The following is a 21010-nucleotide window of genomic DNA, read 5'->3' as shown; positions in this document are numbered from 1 at the left end:
CTCATGCAACCCGCCCTGACAGAGCCTTCATTGTCCCTCACCCGACAAGTGCTCGACGCCCAGGGTGCCCGGAGGGTTCCCGGCCGCCCCCCTCTACCGTGCCACGATGTCCGGCGCCCCCAGCCGGGCCGCGTCGGCCGTCAGGTCGTCGGGCTGGCGCTGCGACTCCCGCTCGGCCTCGACACGCTTCTCGTAGTGCTCGATCTCCCGTTCCACCTGGCCCTTGTCCCAGCCGAGCACCGGCGCCATCAACTCGGCGGCCTCGCGGGCGCAGCGCGTACCGCGGTCGAAGGTCTCGATGGAGATGCGGGTGCGCCGGGTGAGGACGTCGTCCAGGTGCCGCGCGCCCTCGTGCGAGGCGGCGTAAACGACTTCGGCGCGCAGGTAGTCGTCGGCTCCGGTGAGCGGCTCGCCCAGGGAGGGGTCGGCGGCGACGAGTTCGAGCAGCTCCTCCGTCAGCGAGCCGTAGCGGTTGAGCAGATGCTCCACCCGCACGGCGTGCAGTCCGGTGCGCGCGGCGATCCGGGCCCGCGCGTTCCACAGCGCGTGGTACCCCTCGGCGCCGAGCAGCGGGGTCTCCTCGGTGACGCAGTCGGCGACCCGCAGGTCGAGGGCGTGCACGGCCTCGTCCACGGCGTCCTTGGCCATCACCCGGTACGTGGTGTACTTGCCGCCCGCCACGACGACCAGGCCGGGCACCGGGTGGGCGACGGTGTGTTCGCGCGACAGCTTGCTGGTGGCGTCCGACTCGCCGGCCAGCAGCGGGCGCAGGCCGGCGTACACGCCCTCGACGTCGTCGCGGGTGAGCGGCACCGACAGCACCGAGTTGACGTGCTCCAGCAGGTAGTCGATGTCGGCGCTGGAGGCGGCCGGGTGGGCCTTGTCCAGGTCCCAGTCGGTGTCCGTGGTGCCGATGATCCAGTGCCGGCCCCAGGGGATGACGAACAGCACGGACTTCTCGGTGCGCAGGATCAGGCCGGTGCTGGAGTGGATGCGGTCCTTCGGCACGACCAGGTGGATGCCCTTGGAGGCCCGCACGTGGAACTGGCCGCGCTCGCCCACCATCGCCTGGGTGTCGTCGGTCCACACCCCCGTCGCGTTCACCACCTGCTGGGCGCGGACCTCGTACTCGCCGCCCGCCTCGACGTCCTGCACCCGTGCGCCGACCACCCGTTCGCCCTCGCGCAGGAACGAGGTCACCCGCGCCCGGTTGGCGACCTTGGCGCCGTACGCCGCGGCGGTGCGCACCAGCGTGGCCACGAAGCGGGCGTCGTCCATCTGGGCGTCGTAGTACTGCAGCGCGCCGACCAGCGCGTCCTTCTTGAGGGCGGGCGCCACGCGCAGGGCGTGACGGCGGCTCAGGTGCCGGTGCAGGGGCAGGCCGCGGCCGTGACCGCGGGCCATGGACATGGCGTCGTACAGCGCGACGCCCGAGCCCGCGTACAGCCGCTCCCAGCCCTTGTGCTGGAGCGGGTACAGGAACGGCACCGGCTTCACCAGGTGCGGCGCCAGCCGTTCGAGCAGCAGCCCGCGCTCCTTCAGCGCCTCCCGGACGAGGACGAAGTCGAGCATCTCCAGATAGCGCAGGCCGCCGTGGATCAGCTTGCTGGACCGGCTGGAGGTCCCCGAGGCCCAGTCCCGCGCCTCGACCAGGCCCACCGACAGGCCGCGCGTCACGGCGTCGAGCGCGGTGCCCGCACCGACCACACCGGCGCCCACCACCAGCACGTCGAGCTCGCGCTCGGCCATGGCCGCGAGTGACTCGGCGCGCTGCGCCGGCCCAAGGGTCGCTGTCCTCACTGCTGCCTCCCGCTGTCGGTCGCGTCGGCCGCACCCGTCGGGCGGGCCCGGTTCCTGGTACCCACCATGCCCAGATTCTGACCGTCCTGCCCGACTTCGGCAGCCGCGGGCCTCAGCCTGTGGACAAGCGGGGATCCGACCGGCTCCACCCTGTGGACGAGAAGAGGGCCCGACGGCTCCCCCCTGTGGACAACGCCCCCACCGTCCGACGCCCGCCCCGCCCCGCCCGGTCGACACGGGTCGAAACGCGCCGAAACTCCGCAGATCAATCCCGCAAATCGGTCATATTTACTCCTAGTCTGACGTTGTGCTCGCCCATCCTGTCCACCGGGCTTGCGCACCTGTCCCGCTTCGGCTACTGGGAAGGACGGCCCACGCCATGCCCGCAGATCTCGCCGTCATCGGACTCGGCCCGTACGGCCTGCCCCTGGCCCAGGCCGCCGTCGCCGCCGGCATCCCCACCCTCGGCTACCGCACCGGCCCCGAGGCCGACCCGCTCACCCCCGCCGAGGTGCGGCGGATGCTCGCCACGGGCTTCCGCACCCCGGCCGGACCGGCCGAGCTGGGCCGCGTCCGCACCGCCGTGATCTGCGCGCCCACCCCGCCCTCCCCCGGCGGCGGCCTGGACCTCGGGCAGGTGGAGGCCGCGGCCCGCACCCTCGCCGCGCACATGCGCCCGCACACCACGGTGATCCTGGAGTCGCCGGTGCGGCCCGGGACGACGGAGGAGTTCCTGCGCCCGCTCCTGGAGCAGGGCTCCGGGCTGCGCGCCGGCCGGGACTTCCACCTCGCCTACTCCCCCAGCCGCGTGGACCCCGGCAACCGCGACTTCACCCCGGCCAACACCCCGAAGGTCATCGGCGGCCTCACCCCCGCCTGCACCGAGTCGGCCGCCGCCTTCTACAGCCGCCTCACCGACAAGGTGGTCCGGGCCCGGGGACCGAGGGAGGCGGAGACGGTCCAGCTCCTGGAGACCAACTTCCGGCACGTGAACATCGCCCTGGTCAACGAGATGGCCGTGCTCTGCGACGATCTCGGCGTCGACCTGTGGGACGTCCTGCGCTGCGCGGAGACCAAGCCCTTCGGCTTCCAGGCCTTCCGCCCCGGACCCGGCGTCGGCGGCCACTCCGTCGCCCAGGACCTGACCGGCCGGGCCCCGCACAGCCTGCGCATGGTGGAGCTGGCCCAGCAGGTCAACGCCCAGATGCCCCGCTACGTCGTCCAGCGCGGCGCCGCCCTCCTCAACGAGCACGGCAAGTCCGCCCGCGGCGCCCGGATCCTGCTCCTCGGCGTCACCTACAAGGCCGACCTCGCCGACCAGCAGGCCACCCCGGCCGAGGAGATCGCGACCCGTCTGATGTCGATGGGCGCCGCCGTCAGCTACCACGACCCGCACGTCCCGTCCTGGAACGTCGCCGACCGCCCCGTCCCGCGCGCCGACTCCCTCTACGAGGCCGCGGCCGACGCCGACCTCACGATCCTGCTCCAGCAGCACCGCACGTACGACCTCCAGGGCCTGTCGGTCAAGGCCCAGCTTCTCCTGGACACCAGGGGGGCCACGCCGACGGGGGCGGCGCACCGGCTCTGACCGCGCAGAACGGACACGCGGACACGCCGAGGGGCCCGGAGCGGACGCTCCGGGCCCCTCGGCGTGGCGTACGGGTGACTACCGCCGGTGCTGCGAGTCCGCGACCGTCACCTCGACGCGCTGGAACTCCTTCAGCTCGCTGTAGCCGGTGGTGGCCATGGCGCGGCGCAGGGCGCCGAAGAAGTTCATCGAGCCGTCCGGGGTGCGGGACGGTCCGGTGAGGACCTCCTCGATGGTGCCGACCGTGCCGAGGTCCACCTTCTGGCCGCGCGGCAGCTCCTCGTTGACGGCCTCCATGCCCCAGTGGTGGCCCTTGCCCGGCGCGTCGGTCGCGCGGGCCAGCGGGGAGCCCATCATCACCGAGTCCGCGCCGCAGGCGATCGCCTTGGGGAGGTCGCCGGACCAGCCGACGCCGCCGTCGGCGATGACGTGGACGTACCGGCCGCCGGACTCGTCCATGTAGTCGCGGCGGGCCGCCGCCACGTCCGCGACCGCGGTGGCCATGGGCACCTGGATGCCGAGCACGTTGCGCGTGGTGTGGGCGGCGCCGCCGCCGAAGCCGACGAGGACGCCCGCGGCGCCGGTGCGCATCAGGTGCAGGGCGGCGGTGTACGTGGCGCAGCCGCCGACGATCACCGGGACGTCCAGCTCGTAGATGAACTGCTTCAGGTTCAGCGGCTCGTGCGAACCCGAGACGTGCTCCGCGGAGACGGTGGTGCCGCGGATGACGAAGATGTCCACGCCCGCGTCCACGACGGCCTTGGAGAACTGGGCGGTGCGCTGCGGGGAGAGCGCGGCTGCGGTGACCACGCCCGAGTCGCGCACCTCCTTGATGCGCTGCCCGATCAGCTCCTCCTTGATGGGAGCCGCGTAGATCTCCTGGAGGCGGCGGGTCGCGGTCTCCGCGTCGAGGCCGACGACCTCGTCGAGCAGCGGCTGCGGGTCCTCGTGGCGGGTCCACAGACCTTCCAGGTTGAGGACGCCGAGGCCGCCCAGCTCGCCGATGCGGATGGCGGTGGCCGGGGAGACGACCGAGTCCATGGGAGCGGCCAGGAACGGCAGCTCGAAGCGGTAGGCGTCGATCTGCCAGGCGATCGAGACCTCCTTCGGGTCCCGCGTACGGCGGCTGGGGACGACGGCGATGTCGTCGAAGGCGTACGCCCGGCGGCCGCGCTTGCCGCGCCCGATCTCGATCTCAGTCACGTCTGTGGCCTTTCCCTGATGCGTTGCAGCGCCTCCCAGTATCCCCGACGGGCTCGCCGGGGCACCGCAGAGGGCGGCCCCGGATGGTCCGGAGCCGCCCTCGGGAGGCTGCTGCCTGCTCTGCTTACTTGCTGCGGCTGTAGTTCGGCGCCTCGACCGTCATCTGGATGTCGTGCGGGTGGCTCTCCTTGAGGCCCGCGGAGGTGATCCGGACGAAGCGGCCCTTGGACTCCATCTCCTCGATGGTGGCGGCGCCCACGTAGCCCATGGTCTGGCGCAGACCGCCGACGAGCTGGTGCAGGACGTTGGCCAGTGGACCCCGGTAGGGGACCTGGCCCTCGATGCCCTCGGGCACGAGCTTGTCGTCGGAGGCGACCTCGGCCTGGAAGTACCGGTCCTTCGAGTACGACCGGCCCTGGCCGCGGGACTGCATGGCGCCCAGCGAGCCCATGCCGCGGTAGGACTTGAACTGCTTGCCGTTGATGAACTGCAGCTCGCCCGGCGACTCCTCGCAGCCCGCCAGGAGGCTGCCCAGCATCACGGTGTCGGCACCGGCGGCGAGCGCCTTGCCGATGTCGCCGGAGTACTGCAGGCCGCCGTCGCCGATCAGGGGCACCCCGGCGGCGCGGGCGGCGAGGGAGGCCTCGTAGATCGCGGTGACCTGCGGGACGCCGATGCCGGCGACGACGCGGGTCGTACAGATGGAGCCGGGGCCGACGCCGACCTTGATGCCGTCGACGCCCGCGTCGATCAGGGCCTGGGCGCCGTCACGGGTGGCGACGTTGCCGCCGACGACGTCGACGCCGACGCTCGACTTGATCTTCGACATCCAGCTCAGCGCGTTGCTGTTGTGGCCGTGCGAGGTGTCGACGACGAGGAAGTCCACCCCGGCCTCGGCCAGGGCCTGGGCGCGGTCGAGGGCCTCGGGGCTGGCGCCCACGGCGGCACCGACGAGCAGGCGGCCCTTCCCGTCCTTCGCGGCGTGCGGGTACTGCTCGGCCTTCACGAAGTCCTTGACCGTGATCAGGCCCTTGAGGATGCCGTCGCCGTCGACCAGCGGCAGCTTCTCGATCTTGTGGCGGCGCAGCAGCTCCATGGCGTCCACGCCGGAGATGCCGACCTGGCCGGTGACCAGCGGCATCGGCGTCATGACCTCGCGCACCTGCCGGGAGCGGTCGGTCTCGAAGGCCATGTCGCGGTTGGTGACGATGCCGAGCAGCTTGCCGGCGCCGTCGGTGACCGGGACACCGCTGATGCGGAACTTGGCGCACAGCGCGTCGGCCTCGTCGAGGGTGGCGTCCGGGTGGATGGTGATGGGGTTGGCCACCATGCCGGACTCGGAGCGCTTCACCAGGTCGACCTGGTTGGCCTGGTCCTCGATGGACAGGTTGCGGTGCAGGACGCCGACGCCGCCCTGGCGGGCCATGGAGATGGCCATCCGGGACTCGGTCACCTTGTCCATGGCCGCGGAGAGCAGCGGGATGTTGACCCGCACGTTGCGGGAGATGCGGGACGAGGTGTCGACCGCGTTCGGAAGCACCGCGGAGGCGCCCGGCAGCAGCAGCACGTCGTCGTAGGTCAGCCCGAGTGTCGCGAATTTCTCGGGCACTCCGTCGACGTTGGCAGTCATGACACCTTCCCCAAATGGCCTTGATCGGTGCGGATGTCCATGCTAACGGGAAGTGGAGGTAGGTCATTCCACGATCAAGGAAGCGTGCGACCTTCGTACTTTCGTACGAGGAGGACCGTGGCGCCGACTGCCGGGAGGACGGCCCGGACTACTGCTCCGCCAGCGCCCGCAGCCGGCTCAGCGCCCGGTGCTGGGCGACCCGGACGGCTCCCGGTGACATTCCCAACATCTGCCCCGTCTCCTCGGCCGTGAGCCCGACGGCGATGCGCAGCAGGAGCAGCTCGCGCTGGTTCTCGGGCAGGTTGGCCAGCAGTTTCTTGGCCCATGCGGCGTCACTGTTGAGCAGCGCCCGCTCCTCGGGACCCAGGGAGTCGTCCGGCCGCTCGGGCATCTCGTCGGAGGGGACGGCCGTGGACCCGGGGTGGCGCATCGCGGCGCGCTGCAGGTCGGCGACCTTGTGGGCGGCGATGGCGAAGACGAACGCCTCGAAGGGGCGTCCGGTGTCCTTGTAGCGGGGCAGGGCGAGCAGCACCGCGACGCAGACCTCCTGGGCGAGGTCCTCGACGAAGTGCCGGGCGTCGCCGGGCAGCCGGGACAGCCGCGTGCGGCAGTAGCGCAGCGCCAGCGGATGGACATGGGCGAGCAGGTCGTGCGTGGCCTGCTCGTCCCCGTCCACGGCGCGGTGGACGAGCCCACCGACCGTCCCCTGGTCCGGGGGCGCCTCGTCGTCACGCATCGGTCCATGGTGCCTTGCGGCCGTCCGATCCGTGGCTCCGTGCCCGTTGTTGTGCACCGAAGCGTTATGAGCAGGTGCGCCGGAACTCATCCCCTGCGCCCTCCCCTTCCGCTCGACCGACTCGTCCCCGAGGAACTCCACACCTCAAGGATGCGTCATCGGCGCCGAAACGAGCAGCGGGCACCCGGCGGGTCGCCTTGTCACCCCCGCTCACCTCGCGATAAGCGGGGATCGTCACCTCCCCGACGGGCCTCGTCAGCCTCCCTCGCACGGGGTGCTCTTAGCGGACCAGGCCCCACCGGAAGCCGAGCGCCACCGCGTGCGCCCGGTCCGAGGCGCCGAGCTTCTTGAAGAGCCGACGGGCGTGGGTCTTGACGGTGTCCTCGGAGAGGAACAGCTCACGGCCGATCTCCGCGTTGGAGCGGCCGTGGCTCATGCCCTCCAGGACCTGGATCTCCCGCGCGGTGAGCGTGGGCGCGGCGCCCATCTCGGCCGAACGCAGCCGGCGCGGGGCGAGCCGCCAGGTCGGGTCGGCGAGCGCCTGGGTCACGGTGGCGCGCAGCTCGGCGCGCGAGGCGTCCTTGTGCAGATAGCCGCGGGCGCCGGCGGCGACGGCCAGGGCCACGCCGTCCAGGTCCTCGGCGACGGTGAGCATGATGATGCGCGCGCCGGGGTCGGCGGACAGCAGCCGCCGGACGGTCTCGACGCCGCCCAGGCCGGGCATGCGCACGTCCATCAGAATCAGGTCCGAGCGGTCGGCTCCCCAGCGGCGGAGGACTTCCTCGCCGTTGGCGGCGGTCGTCACGCGCTCGACGCCGGGCACGGTCGCGACCGCGCGGCGGAGCGCCTCTCGGGCAAGCGGGGAGTCGTCGCAGACGAGGACGGAAGTCATGGCCGTCCTCCGCAGCTCTTGCGCGTCACGTTGAGCCTCCAGGCTGGTACGAAATCGTCACCTGTGCGGTCGACCGTCCCGGACGCCCGCCCGAGCACTTGTTCCTTCAACCGCCTCCGCACTCTCAACGACGGTCACTCGAAAGAGTTACGGGGCTGTGTGTCGTCTTCGGCACTCTACGTGAGGGGGCGGCCACGCAGCAGACATGCGCGTGCCACTCACGCCGTTTCCCCACAAGCCATGCCCCATTTAGCCGCTTTTCTTCCGCTTCGCTGGTGTCTGCGGCTAGATTCGCAATGAGTCATATTTTCATCTCCTTAGATCGTAGTTGTACGGTCGTGGACACCGTATCCACCCAGAACGGCTACAAGGGGTCACGCAATGGCAGATTTCTCCCGCCTTCCCGGACCGAACGCGGACCTGTGGGACTGGCAGCTCCTGGCTGCGTGCCGCGGGGTGGACAGTTCGCTCTTCTTCCATCCGGAGGGCGAACGCGGTGCGGCGCGGAGTGCCCGCGAGAACTCGGCCAAGGAGGTCTGCATGAGGTGCCCGGTCCGCGCCGAGTGCGCGGCGCACGCGCTGGCGGTGCGGGAACCGTACGGCGTCTGGGGCGGACTGACCGAGGACGAGCGCGAGGAGCTCATGGGACGGGCCCGCAACCGCCTGGTGGCGACGGCATCGGCGTCGGCCGGCGGGGAGGCGTCCGCACCTCACTGAAGGAACGTTTCTCTGGAAAACGCCTGCCCCGGGGCCACCCCGAGGCGGCAGGTCTTCCGACCCCGCGTCGGCGGGTCTTCGGCCCCGGTCAGCGCGCCGCCGACAGGCGCGCGCCCGCTCGGGCCAGCTCGTCGAGGGTGGCCGTCACCGCCGGAACCTGCGCCAGGTCCGGCAGCGTGAGCGCGACGATCTCCCGCCGCACGGACGGCTCGAGGGAGACCGCCCGTACCCCCCTGGGCCGTACGGACTCGACGGCGAGCTGGGGCAGGACCGCGACGCCCAGACCGGCACCGACCAGGCCGACCACCGCCGGGTAGTCGTCGGTCGCGAAGTCGATGCGCGGGCTGAAACCGGCCCCTTCGCACACCTCGACCAGCTGGCCGCGGCAGCGCGGGCAGCCCGCGATCCAGGACTCCCGGGCCAGCTCCCCGATGGCCACGGCCCCTTCGGCACGGGCGAGCCGGTGCCCCTCCGGGACCAGCGCCACCAGCCGGTCGGTGAGCAGCGGCCGTACGACGAGGTCGTCCCACTCCTCGGCGCCGGCCGCACCCTCGTAGCGGAAGGCCAGCGCCACGTCGCAGTCGCCCTCGCGCAGCAGCTCCACGGACTTCGGCGGCTCGGCCTCCTCCAGGGAGACCCGGGTGCCGGGATGCGCGGCGCGCAGCGCGGCCAGGGCGGTCGGTACGAGGGTCGAGCTGCCGCTGGGGAAGGAGACCAGCCGCACCCGCCCGGCGCGCAGCCCGGCGATCGCGGCGACCTCCTCCTCGGCCGCGGTCAGCCCGGCGATGATGCCGGCCGCGTGCCGCACCAGCGCCTCTCCGGCCTGGGTCAGCCGCATCTCGCGGCCGGTGCGTACGAGCAGCGGGGTGCCGACGGACGACTCCAGGGCCTTCATCTGCTGACTGACGGCGGGCTGGGTGCAGCCCAGCTCGCGCCCGGCGGCGGAGAAGGAACCGGTCGATGCCACGGCGCGCAGCACGCGGAGATGACGAGCCTCGATCACACCGTCGAGGATAAGCGACCCTTTGACCGGACGCCGAATAATGCGTCGCCGCTTTGACGGCGGATGACCTACCGTGCCTCCATGCGTCTTCCCGCCATGAGGCTTCTGTCCGTGAACCTGGGCCGCGCCGAGGCCGTGCCGTACACGGACCAGCCCGAGGGCCGCACCGGCATCGGCAAGCGCCCCACCGACGGTCCCGTGCGCGTGGCGGACCCCGGCCCGAAGGGCGTCGGGGCGAGCGGCCTGGCCGGCGACACCGTGTGCGACATGCGCCACCACGGCGGCGAGGACCAGGCGGTGTACGCGATGGCGCGCGAGGACATGGACGACTGGGCGCGCGAACTGGGCCGCGAGCTGCCGAACGGCTCGTTCGGCGAGAACCTCACCACCACGGGCCTGGACCTCACCGGCGCCCTCATCGGGGAGCGCTGGCGGGTCGGTCCCGAGCTGCTCCTCGAGGTGACGTCCGGGCGCATCCCCTGCCGCACCTTCCAGGGCCACCTGGACGAGCGGCGCTGGGTGAAGCGCTTCACGGAGAAGGGCGCGCCGGGCGCCTACCTCCGGGTCCTCGAACCGGGTGAGATCCGCGCGGGCGACCCGGTGCGGATCGTGCACCGGCCCGCCCACGAGGTGACGGTGGCCCTGCAGTTCCGCGCGGTGACGACTCAGCGGGAGCTGCTTCCGCGGCTGCTCGCGGCGGGCCCGGCGCTGCACCCGGAGTCGCTGGCGGCGGCGCGGAAGTACGTGGCGCAGTACGGCGCCTGAGCGAAGCGGACGTGCTCGGTCCGCACCGGTGATCGCGAGCCCTAACCTTGCGCCATGACAACGGCATTGATTACGGGCTCGACGGCGGGCCTCGGCGCCGCGTTCGCGCGTCGGCTGGCGGCCGACGGACATGACCTGGTGCTGGTGGCCCGGGACACCAAGCGGCTGCGCGAGCAGGCCACCGAACTGCACGACCTGCACGGCATCGAGGCGGAGGTGCTGACCGCCGACCTCTCGACGGACACCGGCATCGAGGCGGTGACCGACCGGCTCGGCTCCCGCAGGAACCCGGTCGACCTGCTGATCAACAACGCCGGTTTCGGCAACAAGGGCCGCTTCCTCGACGTCCCCATGGCCGACGAGCTGACCATGCTCAAGGTGCACTGCGAGGCGGTGCTCCGGCTGACCTCGGCGGCGGTGGAGCCGATGCGGGAACGGGGCCGCGGTGGCGTCGTCAACGTCGCCTCGGTCGCCGCCTTCGTCCCGCGCGGCACCTACGGCGCCTCCAAGGCGTGGGTCGTGCAGTTCACCCAGGGCGTGGCGAAGGACCTGGCGGGCAGCGGCGTACGCCTGATGGCCCTGGCGCCCGGCTTCGTGCGCACCGAGTTCCACCAGCGCGCCGGGATGGGCACGGACAACATCCCGAACTGGATGTGGCTCGACGCGGACAACGTCGTCGCCGCCGCCCTCGCCGACCTCTCCCGCGGCAAGACCCTGTCGATCCCGGACCCCCGCTACAAGACCCTGATGGGCGCGGCGAAGCTGGTACCGCGGGGCCTGCTGGGCGGGCTCACCTCGCGGACGGGACGGAAGTACGGGCCGCAGTGAGGACCGGGGCAGCGCCGCTGGTCCCGGAGTCAGCGCCATGCCCCCGGCTCATGGACCCGCAGGCGGGCCCGGGTCGGGCCCGACCGCTCCAGCTGGGTGGGTGCAGATCGTCGTGGGGGTCTCCGTGAACGCCGCGGTCAGGCCGGCCGCGGCACGGATGTCCGGGTTCCCGGCCGCTGGACCACGTGTGACGACGGCCCGGCGGTTCGCGTCGGGCGGCCTGCCCGGCGTCTTCGCGCCGCGCACCGCCCTGTTCCGTATGCCTGCCCCGGCCTGAGGACAGCACCGCCCCGGTGACCCCGCCCGGATCACCGCATCCGCCTCGCCGCGCGCCCGAGGTCCTCACCTCGGCCGTCCGCTCGCCGCACGGCGCGAGCACCACGGGCGTCACTCGAACGTGTGGTCTATCCCCGTCTGTCCCTTGCCGGGTGCCGAGGCGACTTAGCGTCGGGTGGCTGCGCCCGCAGCGGGCGGGGGTCGCAGATTTCGGCGAGGGAGAGGGCGGCGGCGCGTGAACGCGGGCACTGGTGACCGGGACGGAGAGTTCGTCGACGGCACGGACAGGGGACGTACGGACCGGCTGAAGACGGGCCGGGGGCCGGTGACCGGGGGCGGGGCGGTGCTGTTCTCCGATGCTCCCGGCGGCGGGGTGCCGTCGGGAGCGTCGGACCCGGCCTCCGCCCGCCGCGGTGCCGCCGGGGCCGGGGCTGCCTCCGTCCCGGCCGCCCGGCCCGCCCCGTCCTTCCGGCCCGGCGGTGTCCCCGCCCGGGCTCGGAAGGCGGGGCGATGGACGAAGGTCGCGCAGCGGATCGTGCCGGACGACCTCCAGCCCGAGGTGCTGCGCCTGGAGCTGACCGAACTCGGGGACGCGTTCCGTGCGTACCAGCGGCGGCCCGAACCGGACCTCGCCGTCCTCGCCGGACTCCACGACCGCAAGGCCCGCGCCTTCGCACGGTGGGCCGACGTCACCGGCGACGCGTCCCTGCGCGAGGAGGCGGACCGGGCCGCGGCGGCCGCGCGGACCACCCGCGAGATGGACGCCAACCGGCGCGGCCTCCTGGTGGACGGGGAGGGGCCCGCGATCGAGCGGTTGCTGACCCGGGGGCAGGGAGTCCAGGCCCGCAACGTACTGGAGCACGTCCAGACCCGCTCCCCGCTCCCCGGGGCGGATGCGCGGCTCGCGGTGCTGATGCTCACCCTGCGGGCCGCGCGTACGGGCTCCGGGAACGTCACCGGGCAGGACCTCGGCGGCTGGTTGGCGTCGGACGCCGAGCAGGTGCTCCAGGAGCTGGTCGAGGCCGGCTGGCTGGTGCTGCCGGAGGGGGTCACCGCCGAGGACGTCCTGATGTCCCGGTCCGAGGAACCCACCCAGGTCACGGTGCCCTCGCTGATTCCCACCCAGCCCCGCTCGTTCTTCTTCGGCAAGGTCACCCGGGCCCGGCTCTCGGGGTGGGCGCAGAAGGTGGTGGGCGACCGGAAGCTGCGGAAGAAGAAGGCGGGGCCCGCCACGCGGCTCCTCGCCGTGTACACCGCCGCCCACAGCCGTCCCGACGGGAGCCTCGCAGGTGCGGGCGAGGGCGCGGACGGGCTCGCGCTGGACGTGGTCGCCTCGTTCTGCGGCCTGCGGCCCGAGGACGTCGCCGAGCACGCCGGTCTGCTGGTCGCCGCGGACTGGCTCGTGGGGGACGTCGACACCGCCGGGGAGCGGCTGCGGGGACGGCTCGCCGAGCGGGTACTGCCGCTGAGCGGGCTGCTGTGACGGCGCCTGTCCGAGGTTCGTCAGGTGCAGCGCCCTGAGGGGCACGGGGAACCGCGCGACCGGCCGCAACGGCGCCGCACGCGGCAACGAACCCGACGGGGCGGACGGGATCCCGGCGCCGGCGCCCCGAAGCAACGGCGCCTCGAAACAACGGTGCCCGGCCCCCCGCAGGGGACCGGGCACCGTTCGGTTCAGCTCAGCGCAGCGCTCAGTGGGAGTGGCCGTGGCCGTGGCCCGCGGCGGCCGGCTCTTCCTCTTCCTTCTTCTCGACGACCAGGGTCTCGGTCGTCAGGAGGAGGGAGGCGATGGACGCGGCGTTCTCCAGGGCGGAGCGGGTGACCTTCACCGGGTCGATGACGCCGGCCTTGACCAGGTCGCCGTACTCGCCGGTGGCGGCGTTGAAGCCCTGGCCCTTGTCGAGGTCGGCGACCTTGGAGGTGATGACGTAGCCCTCCAGGCCGGCGTTCTCGGCGATCCAGCGCAGCGGCTCGACGGCGGCGCGGCGGACGACCGCGACACCGGTGGCCTCGTCGCCGGTCTTGCCGAGGTTGCCCTCGAGGACCTTGACGGCGTGGACCAGCGCGGAGCCACCACCGGAGACGATGCCCTCCTCGACCGCGGCGCGGGTCGCGGAGATGGCGTCCTCCAGACGGTGCTTGCGCTCCTTCAGCTCCACCTCGGTGGCGGCGCCGACCTTGATCACGCACACGCCGCCGGCCAGCTTCGCGAGGCGCTCCTGGAGCTTCTCGCGGTCCCAGTCGGAGTCGGTGTTCTCGATCTCGGCCTTGATCTGGTTGATGCGGCCCTCGACCTCGTCGCGCTTGCCGGCACCGTCGACGATCGTGGTGTCGTCCTTGGTGACGGTGATGCGGCGGGCGGTGCCGAGCACGTCCAGGCCGACCTGGTCGAGCTTGAGGCCGACCTCCTCGGAGATGACCGTGGCGCCGGTGAGGACGGCCATGTCCTGGAGCATCGCCTTGCGGCGGTCACCGAAGCCGGGGGCCTTCACGGCGACCGCGTTGAAGGTGCCGCGGATCTTGTTGACGACGAGGGTGGAGAGCGCCTCGCCCTCCAGGTCCTCGGCGATGATCAGCAGCGGCTTCGAGGCGCCCGCCTGGATGACCTTCTCCAGCAGCGGCAGCAGGTCCGCGATGGAGGAGATCTTGCCCTGGTTGATCAGGATGTACGGGTCGTCGAGGACGGCCTCCATACGCTCCTGGTCGGTCACGAAGTACGGCGACAGGTAGCCCTTGTCGAAGGCCATGCCCTCGGTGAAGTCCAGCTCGAGGCCGAAGGTGTTGGACTCCTCGACGGTGATGACGCCGTCCTTGCCGACCTTGTCCATCGCCTCGGCGATCAGCTCGCCGACCTGCTGGTCCTGGGCGGACAGCGCGGCCACGGCGGCGATGTCGGACTTCTCGTCGATCGGGCGGGCGGTGGCGAGGAGGTCCTCGGACACGGCCTTGACGGCCGCGTCGATGCCCTTCTTGAGCAGCGCCGGGGAGGCACCCGCGGCGACGTTCTTCAGGCCCTCGCGCACCAGCGCCTGGGCGAGCACGGTGGCGGTGGTGGTGCCGTCACCCGCGATGTCGTTGGTCTTGGTCGCCACCTCCTTCACCAGCTGGGCGCCGAGGTTCTCGTACGGGTCCTCGACCTCGACCTCGCGGGCGATGGTGACACCGTCGTTGGTGATGGTGGGGGCGCCGAACTTCTTGTCGATGACGACGTTGCGGCCCTTGGGGCCGATCGTCACCTTCACCGTGTCGGCAAGCTTGTTGACGCCGCGCTCGAGGGCGCGACGGGCGTCCTCGTCGAACTTCAGGATCTTCGCCATGGGAGCGTGAGCCCTCTTCCGGAAATCTCGGGGTTATACGGCAACTGCGCCCCCGACGCCCGGCTTTTTATGGTCGCGGGAGCCAGGGGCGCAGCTGGAAAGCAAGGTGCTTCGGTGAAGCGAAGTACTGCTTCTACTTCTCGACGATCGCGAGCACGTCGCGGGCCGAGAGGACGAGGTACTCCTCGCCGTTGTACTTCACCTCGGTGCCGCCGTACTTGCTGTAGAGCACGACGTCGCCGACGCTGACGTCGAGCGGAAGACGGTTGCCGTCCTCGAAGCGGCCCGGGCCCACGGCCAGGACGACGCCCTCCTGGGGCTTCTCCTTGGCGGTGTCCGGAATGACCAGGCCCGAAGCCGTGGTCTGCTCGGCGTCGAGCGGCTGGACCACGATGCGGTCCTCGAGCGGCTTGATGGCAACCTTGGAGCTGGTGGTCGTCACGATCCGACCTCCCCCTTCGGAGATCTCACGGGGTTAACTGTCTGAGGTGGCGACCAGGTGGATCCGTCGTCGCGGGTGCCGGACCTGCCCGTCGCGTAGTTGGCACTCTCCAGTGGGGAGTGCCAGAGCCGAGACTATGACTGTGATTAGCACTCGGTCAAGCGGAGTGCCAATGCCGACGGCGCGTCGGCGGGGTTCCGGGGTGAACGCCGGTGCGTTTCGCACCCTGCGTGGGTGTGGGCGTCGCTGGGAACTGCCGCCCCCGGACCCCCGCTCCGGCCCTGAACGGGCCTCGTCCTCAAACGCCGGACGGGCTGGATGATGCCGGCCGGCGGCAGGAAGGACGGCCACCGGGGGTCAGAGGTAGTCGTCCAGTTCGCCCACGCTCAGCCCCTGCTGCTCGATCGTCCTCAGCAGGCGTTCCGTGCGCGCCGTCAGGTTAGTGGCGCCCGGGTGGTCCGGGTCGACGGCCACGATGTCGCCGGGGCGGAGGCGGTGGGCGCCGCGGGTGTAGGTGAGATCGCCGCCCGGGGCGAGGGCGGCGCGCCACAGGACCAGGGCCGTGACGCCGCAGTCGGCGGCGGCGCGCAGGGTCGTGGTGTCGTACGTGCCGTGCGGCGGACGCAGGAGGTGGGCGCGGACCCCGAAGCGGGACCTGAGCTTGGTCTGCTGGCCGCAGATCTCGGCGCGCTGGCCTGCGCGGGGCAGGCCTCGCAGGGAGCGGTGGTCCAGGGTGTGGTTCTGCAGGCTCGCGCCGAACGGGCGCAGCCGGGCGAGGTCGCCGTACGCCGGTCCGGTGACGGTGTCGGTGAGGAACAGGGTGACCGGCAGGCGCCGTTCGCGCACCAGGCCGGCGAAAGCGGGGTCGCGCTCGGCGCCGTCGTCGTAGGTGAGGAAGACGACCCGGTCGGTGGTGCGGACGTGGTCCACGACGGGTGGCAGGGTCTGACCCCGGCCGCTGTCCCCGCCGGGGGCGCGGCCACCGTCCCCGCGTGCGCTCCGGTCCGTGTCCCGGTCGCCGCCCCCGCCTGCGTTCCGGTCCGCGTCCCGGTTGCCGCCTCCGGCAGGGTCTCCCACCGCCGCGTGGCCGGTGGGGGCGGCGGGTGGGTCGCAGCCGGTGAGCGGCAGCAGGAGGGCGGTGAGGGCGGCCAGGGCGGCGCCGGCCGGGCGGGGCCGCCCTCGCCTCACAGGTAGTCCTCCAGGCGGGCCACCGCGTACCCGTCGGCGGTGATCCGGTTCAGGAACCGGCGGACCATGTCGGTCATCGTGCCGTCCCAGTCGTCGGTGCCCCGGAAGTGGGTGAGGACGATGTCGCCGGGGTGCAGGTCCTGGTCCCACTCGCGGTACTCCCAGTGGTCGACGTACACCTCCTCGCTCCAGATGGGCGCGTACTCGATGCCGCAGGACTTGGCGGCGCGCAGGGTGTCGCGGTTGTAGTTGCCGAAGGGCGGGCGGAAGAGGACGGGGCGCTTGCCGTAGTGCTTCTCCATCACGTCCTGCATGCCGCAGATCTCCTCCTTCTGCTCCTCGTAGGAGAGCGCGGGGAGGTAGGGGTGGCTCAGGGTGTGGTTGTTGAGCGTGACGCCGCGGGCCTGCATCTTCCTGAAGTAGCCGTAGTCGTCCTCGATCTCCTCGTCGGTGAGGAAGACGGTGTACGGGATCTTCAGTTCGCTCATCATCCGCAGGAACGCCGGGTCCTTCTCGGCGCCGTCGTCGATGGTGAGGAAGACGATCTTCTCCTTGGTGGGGATCGTGGTGAAGACCGGCGGGAGGCCGTCCTCCTCCTGGCCGTCGACCTCGAAGCCCTCCCGGGCCTTGATCTGCGGTTTCCTCGCGGGAGGCGCGGGAGCCGCCAGCGGGACCTTCTTGAGCTTCCAGCGCTCGGCGGCGGCGACCAGGGCGGCCCGGGCCTCGCGCGCCTTGGCCGCGCCGTCGACCGCGCGGGCCGGGGCCGCCTCCGGGCCGGCGGCGCCCCGCGCTCCGTGGCCGTCGCCCTGCGCACAGCCGCCGGCGAGGGCGGCGACGGCGAGGACCGCGGCGGCGGTCGCCGCGCGCCTGCCGAGGGCTCTGCGCAGCGCTCCGCGGTGTGCGGGACCGGACGCCCGGGACACGCGACGCGACGCCCGACTTTTGTCATTTTGTACGACTTCTCGCATGGTGCCGGATCCTCGCAGCCACCGGTCGTCGACCCCGGTCCGACACCGCGCCGGAAGCGCACCATCCACCGACTGGCCCACAATGAGGCGGTGAACGACCTCGACTCCCTCCTCACCCTGCTCACCCCCGAAGGCCGCGCGCTCCTCGACGAGGTGCGCGACACCGACCCCGCGCGGGAGTTGGCGGTCGCGACCCGGCTGCGGCGCACGCACCCCGCCGGGCTGGTGTCGGCCGCGCTGGGGCAGGCCCGGCTGCGGCAGCGGGCGGTGGCGAAGTTCGGGGCGGAGGACGCCGGACGGATGCTCTTCACGCCGAACGGGGTCGAGCAGTCGACGCGGGCGAGCGTGGCGGCGTACCGGGCCGGGCGGCTCGCGGCGCTGGGCGTCGGCTCGGTCGCCGACCTGTGCTGCGGGATCGGAGGCGACGCGATCGCGCTGGCCCGGGCCGGGATCCGGGTGCTCGCCGTCGACCGCGACCCGGCGACGGCCGCAGCGGCCCGCGCCAACGCCGACGCGCTGGGGCTGTCCGGCCTGATCGAGGTGCGCGAGGCGGATGTGACGGAGGTGGACACGGGTGCCTACGACGCCGTGTTCGTCGACCCGGCACGGCGCGGCGGACGGGGCAGGATCTTCGACCCGGAGGCGTACTCGCCCCCGCTGTCCTGGGCCGTCGAGGCGGCCCGTACGGCCTCCCGCGCCGCCGCGCTGAAGGTCGCGCCCGGCATTCCGCACGAGGCGATGCCCGAGGACGCCGAGGCCGAGTGGATCTCCGACGGCGGGGACGTCAAGGAGGCCGTGCTGTGGTTCGGCACCGGTGCCTCGGCGGGGGCGGTGCGGGCCACGCTGCTGCCGGGCCCCCGCACCCTGCCCGGCAGCGGCCTGCCCGACCCGGCGGTCCGCACTCCCGGCCGGTACCTGTACGAGCCGGACGGCGCCGTCATCCGCGCCCACCTGGTCGCCGAGGTCGCCGAACAGGTCGGCGGCGGGCTGCTGGACGCCACGATCGCCTACGTCACCGCCGACGAGCTGCGTCCGACGCCGTACGCCACGGCGTACGAGATCACCGACCGGATGCCGTTCAACGTCAAGAAGCTGAAGGCGTTGCTGCGCGAGCGCGGGGTGGGCACGCTGACCGTGAAGAAGCGGGGCTCGGCGGTCGAGCCGGAGGAGCTGCGGCGCAAGGTGAAGCCCCAGGGGCCGAACGCGGCGACGGTGTTCATGACCCGGGTCGCCGGGGCGCCGACGATGCTGATCGGGCACCCCGCGCGTTAGGGGGCCCCGGTCTCCCGTCCCCGGCGCGGCAGGAGAGCACCCCTCAGCGCAGTGATTTCCACAGGTCACCGGCGTCCGGCTGGTCCGCCACCACTCGGTTGGGGTCGAGGGGCGCGGGCCGCACCGGCATCGTCAGGGTGCGTACGTCGTCCGCCGCCAGGTCCCCGAGGCTGCGGCCCAGGTCCGTCAGCTCGCCCAGGGAGTCCAGGCCGGTGTCGGTGGTGAGGCTGCCGGTGAGGGCGTCGGCGACCTGGTAGAGACGTGCGGGGTCGGTGAGCAGGTCGGTGGCGGAGATCTGCTCCAGCAGCGCCTTGACGAGCGTGTGCTGGAGCTCTATCCGGGCGAGGTCGCTGCCGCCCTCGAGGCCGTACCGGGTCCGGGCCAGGCCGAGGGCCTCGGTGCCGTCCAGGTGGTGGGTGCCCGCGTCCAGGTGCAGGTGGCTCTTGTCGTCGTCGATGTCCGCGTCCGTGGTGACGGTGACCCCGCCGAGCGCGTCGACCAGGTCGGCGAAGCCGGAGAAGTCGACCTCGACGTAGTGGTCCATGCGGACCCCGGTGAGGGTCTCGACGGTCTTCACGGCGCAGACCGGCCCGCCCAGTTCGTAGGCGGTGTTGAACATGGCGCTGCTCGCCGCCCTGGTCGTGCCGCCGGACGGCAGCGGGCAGGAGGGCCGCTCGACGAGGGTGTCGCGGGGGATGCTGACCACGGTGGCGGCGCTGCGGCCCGCGTCGAGGTGGACGACCATCGCCGTGTCGGACCGGGCGCCCCCGCTGTCGCCGCCGCCGAGTTCCCGGTTCTCCTCGCCGTCGCGCGAGTCGGAGCCGAGGACGAGGAGGTTCAGGGCGCCGGTGGGCACCGGGGCCGCGGAGGCCGAGGCGGAGGGGCCGGTGACGGGGCGGGCGGGGCGGTCGTCGCCGAGCGCGCTGTCGATGTCGACGCTCGTGATGTTGCCGTTGAGGTGCCAGTAGGCCCAGCCTGCCGCCCCGGCGCCGAGCAGCAGCGCGCCGGTCAGGGCCAGACCGGCCGCCTTCAGCCCTCTCCGGCGGCCGTCCCGGCCGTTCTGACCGTCCCGCGCCGCCATGCGTCAGCCCCCGCCCCGGCCGTCCCGTTCGCGTTCCACCCGAATGCCCCGCCGGAAGGAACGTAAGTCCGAATTATTGAAACTGGAACAGGTGAGTCGGACTTCTGCGGAAATTCTCAGACTGGCGGCTCATCCCTCCCGGGGCGGCGCGGTACTGCTGCGCACCTCCAGGCTGGTGGCCAGCTCGACGCGGGTCGCCGTCGAGGACCCCTCGTCCCGCCCGAGGTCCAGGACCAGCCGGGCCGCCGCCTCGGCCATCTCCATCAGCGGCTGCCGTACGGTCGTCAGCGGCGGTCCCACCCAGCGGGCCACCGGCAGGTCGTCGAAGCCGACCACGCTCAGGTCCTGCGGGATGCGCAGCCCCAGCTCGCGCGCGGCCTCGTACAGGCCGAGCGCCTGGAGGTCGTTGCCGGCGAAGACGGCGGTCGGGCGGTCCGGGCGGCGCAGCAGCTCCAGGCCCTGCCGGTAGCCGGCCTCGTGGTGGAAGTCGCCGGTCACGATCAGGTCCGGGTCGACCGGCAGCCCGGCCGTCTCCAGCGCGGCCCGGTAGCCGTCGATGCGGGCGCGGCTGCACATCATGCGGGTCGGTCCGCTGATCGCGCCGATGCGGGTGTGCCCGAGGTCGACCAGGTGCCGGGTGGCGGCGAGTCCGCCCTGCCAGTTGGTGGCACCGATGGACGGCACGTCGGCGCCCGGGTCGCCGGCCGGGTCCATCACCACGAACGGGATGGACCGGCTGGTGAGCAGGGCGCGCTGGGACTCGTCGAGGCCGGACAGGACGAGGATCACGCCGTGCGGACGGCGGGCGGCGACCTGGTCGGCCCAGGTCCGGCCGGGGGTGAGGCGGCCCGCGCTCTCGGAGAGCACGACGCTCAGGCCGGTGTCCCGGGCCACGTTCTCCACGCCCCGGATGACCTCCATCGCCCAGGCGCTCTCCAGCTCGTGGAAGACCAGGTCGATCAGGGGCGAGCGGGTCGACTCGGCACGCCTGCGCCGGTATCCGTGGGCGCGCAGCAGTTCCTCGACCCGGGACCTGGTCGACGGGGCGACGTCGGCGCGGCCGTTGAGCACCTTCGAAACAGTCGGCGCCGACACACCGGCCTCTCGCGCGATCTCGGCGAGGGTCGCGGTCTGCGCGGACCGCTTTCGCGTGGGGGTCTCAGCAGGCTGCGGGGATGTCATGGCGGCGATCGTAACCCCAGGGGGCCGCCTGGCGAAGGGGACGGTGACGGGCACTCGTCGGAACATTCGACGCGGATACCGAATCATTCGCCCAGGGCGTCGCCGTTCCCGGCCCGGCCGAC

Annotated in this window: 18 protein-coding genes; 6 read left to right on the top strand and 12 right to left on the bottom strand. The window is 72.6% G+C overall.

Annotated elements, in window-relative coordinates:
- Positions 1 to 93: 93 nt before the first annotated feature.
- Entirely contained in the window at positions 94 to 1800 is a 1707-nt protein-coding gene (locus EV562_RS17575; protein ID WP_133887734.1) for a glycerol-3-phosphate dehydrogenase/oxidase, read from the bottom strand.
- 379 nt (positions 1801 to 2179) lie between these two features.
- On the opposite strand from EV562_RS17575, the gene EV562_RS17570 reads away from it, so the two are divergent.
- The gene (locus tag EV562_RS17570) at positions 2180 to 3388 is read left to right on the top strand and encodes a nucleotide sugar dehydrogenase (protein WP_133887733.1); all 1209 of its coding nucleotides are present in this window, start codon (positions 2180 to 2182) and stop codon (positions 3386 to 3388) included.
- A gap of 78 nt (positions 3389 to 3466) precedes the next feature.
- On the opposite strand, the gene EV562_RS17565 is transcribed toward EV562_RS17570, so the two are convergent.
- The 4 genes from EV562_RS17565 to EV562_RS17550 form a co-directional block, all read right to left on the bottom strand.
- On the bottom strand, positions 3467 to 4591 hold the full coding sequence (locus EV562_RS17565) for a GuaB3 family IMP dehydrogenase-related protein (protein ID WP_133887732.1): 1125 nt from the start codon (positions 4589 to 4591) through the stop codon (positions 3467 to 3469).
- A gap of 124 nt (positions 4592 to 4715) precedes the next feature.
- Positions 4716 to 6221, bottom strand: coding sequence for an IMP dehydrogenase (guaB, locus tag EV562_RS17560; protein ID WP_133887731.1), 1506 nt, complete (start codon positions 6219 to 6221; stop codon positions 4716 to 4718).
- Positions 6222 to 6369: 148 nt separating this feature from the next.
- Entirely contained in the window at positions 6370 to 6957 is a 588-nt protein-coding gene (locus tag EV562_RS17555) for a sigma-70 family RNA polymerase sigma factor (RefSeq protein WP_031034860.1), read from the bottom strand.
- A gap of 280 nt (positions 6958 to 7237) precedes the next feature.
- The gene (locus EV562_RS17550; RefSeq protein WP_003948568.1) at positions 7238 to 7849 is read right to left on the bottom strand and encodes a response regulator transcription factor; all 612 of its coding nucleotides are present in this window, start codon (positions 7847 to 7849) and stop codon (positions 7238 to 7240) included.
- A 381-nt stretch (positions 7850 to 8230) separates the two neighbouring features.
- On the opposite strand from EV562_RS17550, the gene EV562_RS17545 reads away from it, so the two are divergent.
- The gene (locus EV562_RS17545) at positions 8231 to 8566 is read left to right on the top strand and encodes a WhiB family transcriptional regulator (RefSeq protein ID WP_133887730.1); all 336 of its coding nucleotides are present in this window, start codon (positions 8231 to 8233) and stop codon (positions 8564 to 8566) included.
- 88 nt (positions 8567 to 8654) lie between these two features.
- Here the strand turns inward: EV562_RS17545 and EV562_RS17540 are convergent, their stop codons facing one another.
- Positions 8655 to 9569 carry a LysR family transcriptional regulator gene (locus EV562_RS17540; protein WP_133887729.1) on the bottom strand — a complete coding sequence of 305 codons (915 nt, stop codon included), beginning with the start codon at positions 9567 to 9569 and terminating at the stop codon, positions 8655 to 8657.
- A gap of 96 nt (positions 9570 to 9665) precedes the next feature.
- On the opposite strand from EV562_RS17540, the gene EV562_RS17535 reads away from it, so the two are divergent.
- The 3 genes from EV562_RS17535 (at position 9666) to EV562_RS17525 (ending at position 12921) form a co-directional block, all read left to right on the top strand.
- The gene (locus tag EV562_RS17535; protein ID WP_208298372.1) at positions 9666 to 10334 is read left to right on the top strand and encodes an MOSC domain-containing protein; all 669 of its coding nucleotides are present in this window, start codon (positions 9666 to 9668) and stop codon (positions 10332 to 10334) included.
- 54 nt (positions 10335 to 10388) lie between these two features.
- On the top strand, positions 10389 to 11162 hold the full coding sequence (locus EV562_RS17530) for an SDR family oxidoreductase (RefSeq protein WP_133887727.1): 774 nt from the start codon (positions 10389 to 10391) through the stop codon (positions 11160 to 11162).
- A gap of 511 nt (positions 11163 to 11673) precedes the next feature.
- Complete coding sequence (locus EV562_RS17525; RefSeq protein WP_133887726.1) at positions 11674 to 12921, top strand: hypothetical protein; 1248 nt, start codon at positions 11674 to 11676, stop codon at positions 12919 to 12921.
- A gap of 208 nt (positions 12922 to 13129) precedes the next feature.
- Here the strand turns inward: EV562_RS17525 and groL are convergent, their stop codons facing one another.
- The 4 genes from groL to EV562_RS17505 all read right to left on the bottom strand — a co-directional run bounded on the left by groL (position 13130) and on the right by EV562_RS17505 (position 17353).
- Positions 13130 to 14755, bottom strand: coding sequence for a chaperonin GroEL (groL, locus tag EV562_RS17520; protein WP_133887725.1), 1626 nt, complete (start codon positions 14753 to 14755; stop codon positions 13130 to 13132).
- A 133-nt stretch (positions 14756 to 14888) separates the two neighbouring features.
- Positions 14889 to 15197: a co-chaperone GroES gene (gene groES, locus EV562_RS17515; protein WP_003974211.1), complete on the bottom strand. Its 309-nt coding sequence runs from the start codon at positions 15195 to 15197 to the stop codon at positions 14889 to 14891.
- 357 nt (positions 15198 to 15554) lie between these two features.
- Positions 15555 to 16385 carry a polysaccharide deacetylase family protein gene (locus tag EV562_RS17510; protein ID WP_133887724.1) on the bottom strand — a complete coding sequence of 277 codons (831 nt, stop codon included), beginning with the start codon at positions 16383 to 16385 and terminating at the stop codon, positions 15555 to 15557.
- Positions 16382 to 17353, bottom strand: coding sequence for a polysaccharide deacetylase family protein (locus EV562_RS17505; protein WP_133887723.1), 972 nt, complete (start codon positions 17351 to 17353; stop codon positions 16382 to 16384). Before EV562_RS17505 ends, EV562_RS17510 begins: the two co-directional genes overlap by 4 nt.
- Between EV562_RS17505 and EV562_RS17500 the strand changes: the two genes are divergently transcribed.
- Positions 17336 to 18625 carry a methyltransferase domain-containing protein gene (locus EV562_RS17500; RefSeq protein ID WP_133887722.1) on the top strand — a complete coding sequence of 430 codons (1290 nt, stop codon included), beginning with the start codon at positions 17336 to 17338 and terminating at the stop codon, positions 18623 to 18625. The genes EV562_RS17505 and EV562_RS17500 overlap by 18 nt on opposite strands.
- Before the next feature lie 43 nt (positions 18626 to 18668).
- Here EV562_RS17500 and EV562_RS17495 read toward each other — a convergent pair whose 3' ends face one another.
- Together EV562_RS17495 and EV562_RS17490 are read right to left on the bottom strand one after the other, a co-directional pair.
- On the bottom strand, positions 18669 to 19706 hold the full coding sequence (locus EV562_RS17495; RefSeq protein ID WP_133887721.1) for an LCP family protein: 1038 nt from the start codon (positions 19704 to 19706) through the stop codon (positions 18669 to 18671).
- A 129-nt stretch (positions 19707 to 19835) separates the two neighbouring features.
- A complete protein-coding gene (locus EV562_RS17490) occupies positions 19836 to 20888 on the bottom strand; it encodes a LacI family DNA-binding transcriptional regulator (protein ID WP_133887720.1) in 1053 nt (350 codons plus the stop codon).
- Positions 20889 to 21010: the final 122 nt, after the last annotated feature.

It is taken from the genome of Streptomyces sp. BK208 (assembly GCF_004364245.1).
Classification (GTDB): domain Bacteria; phylum Actinomycetota; class Actinomycetes; order Streptomycetales; family Streptomycetaceae; genus Streptomyces.
Note: the sequence above shows the minus strand (reverse complement) of the source record. Positions and strands in the feature narration are given on the sequence as shown.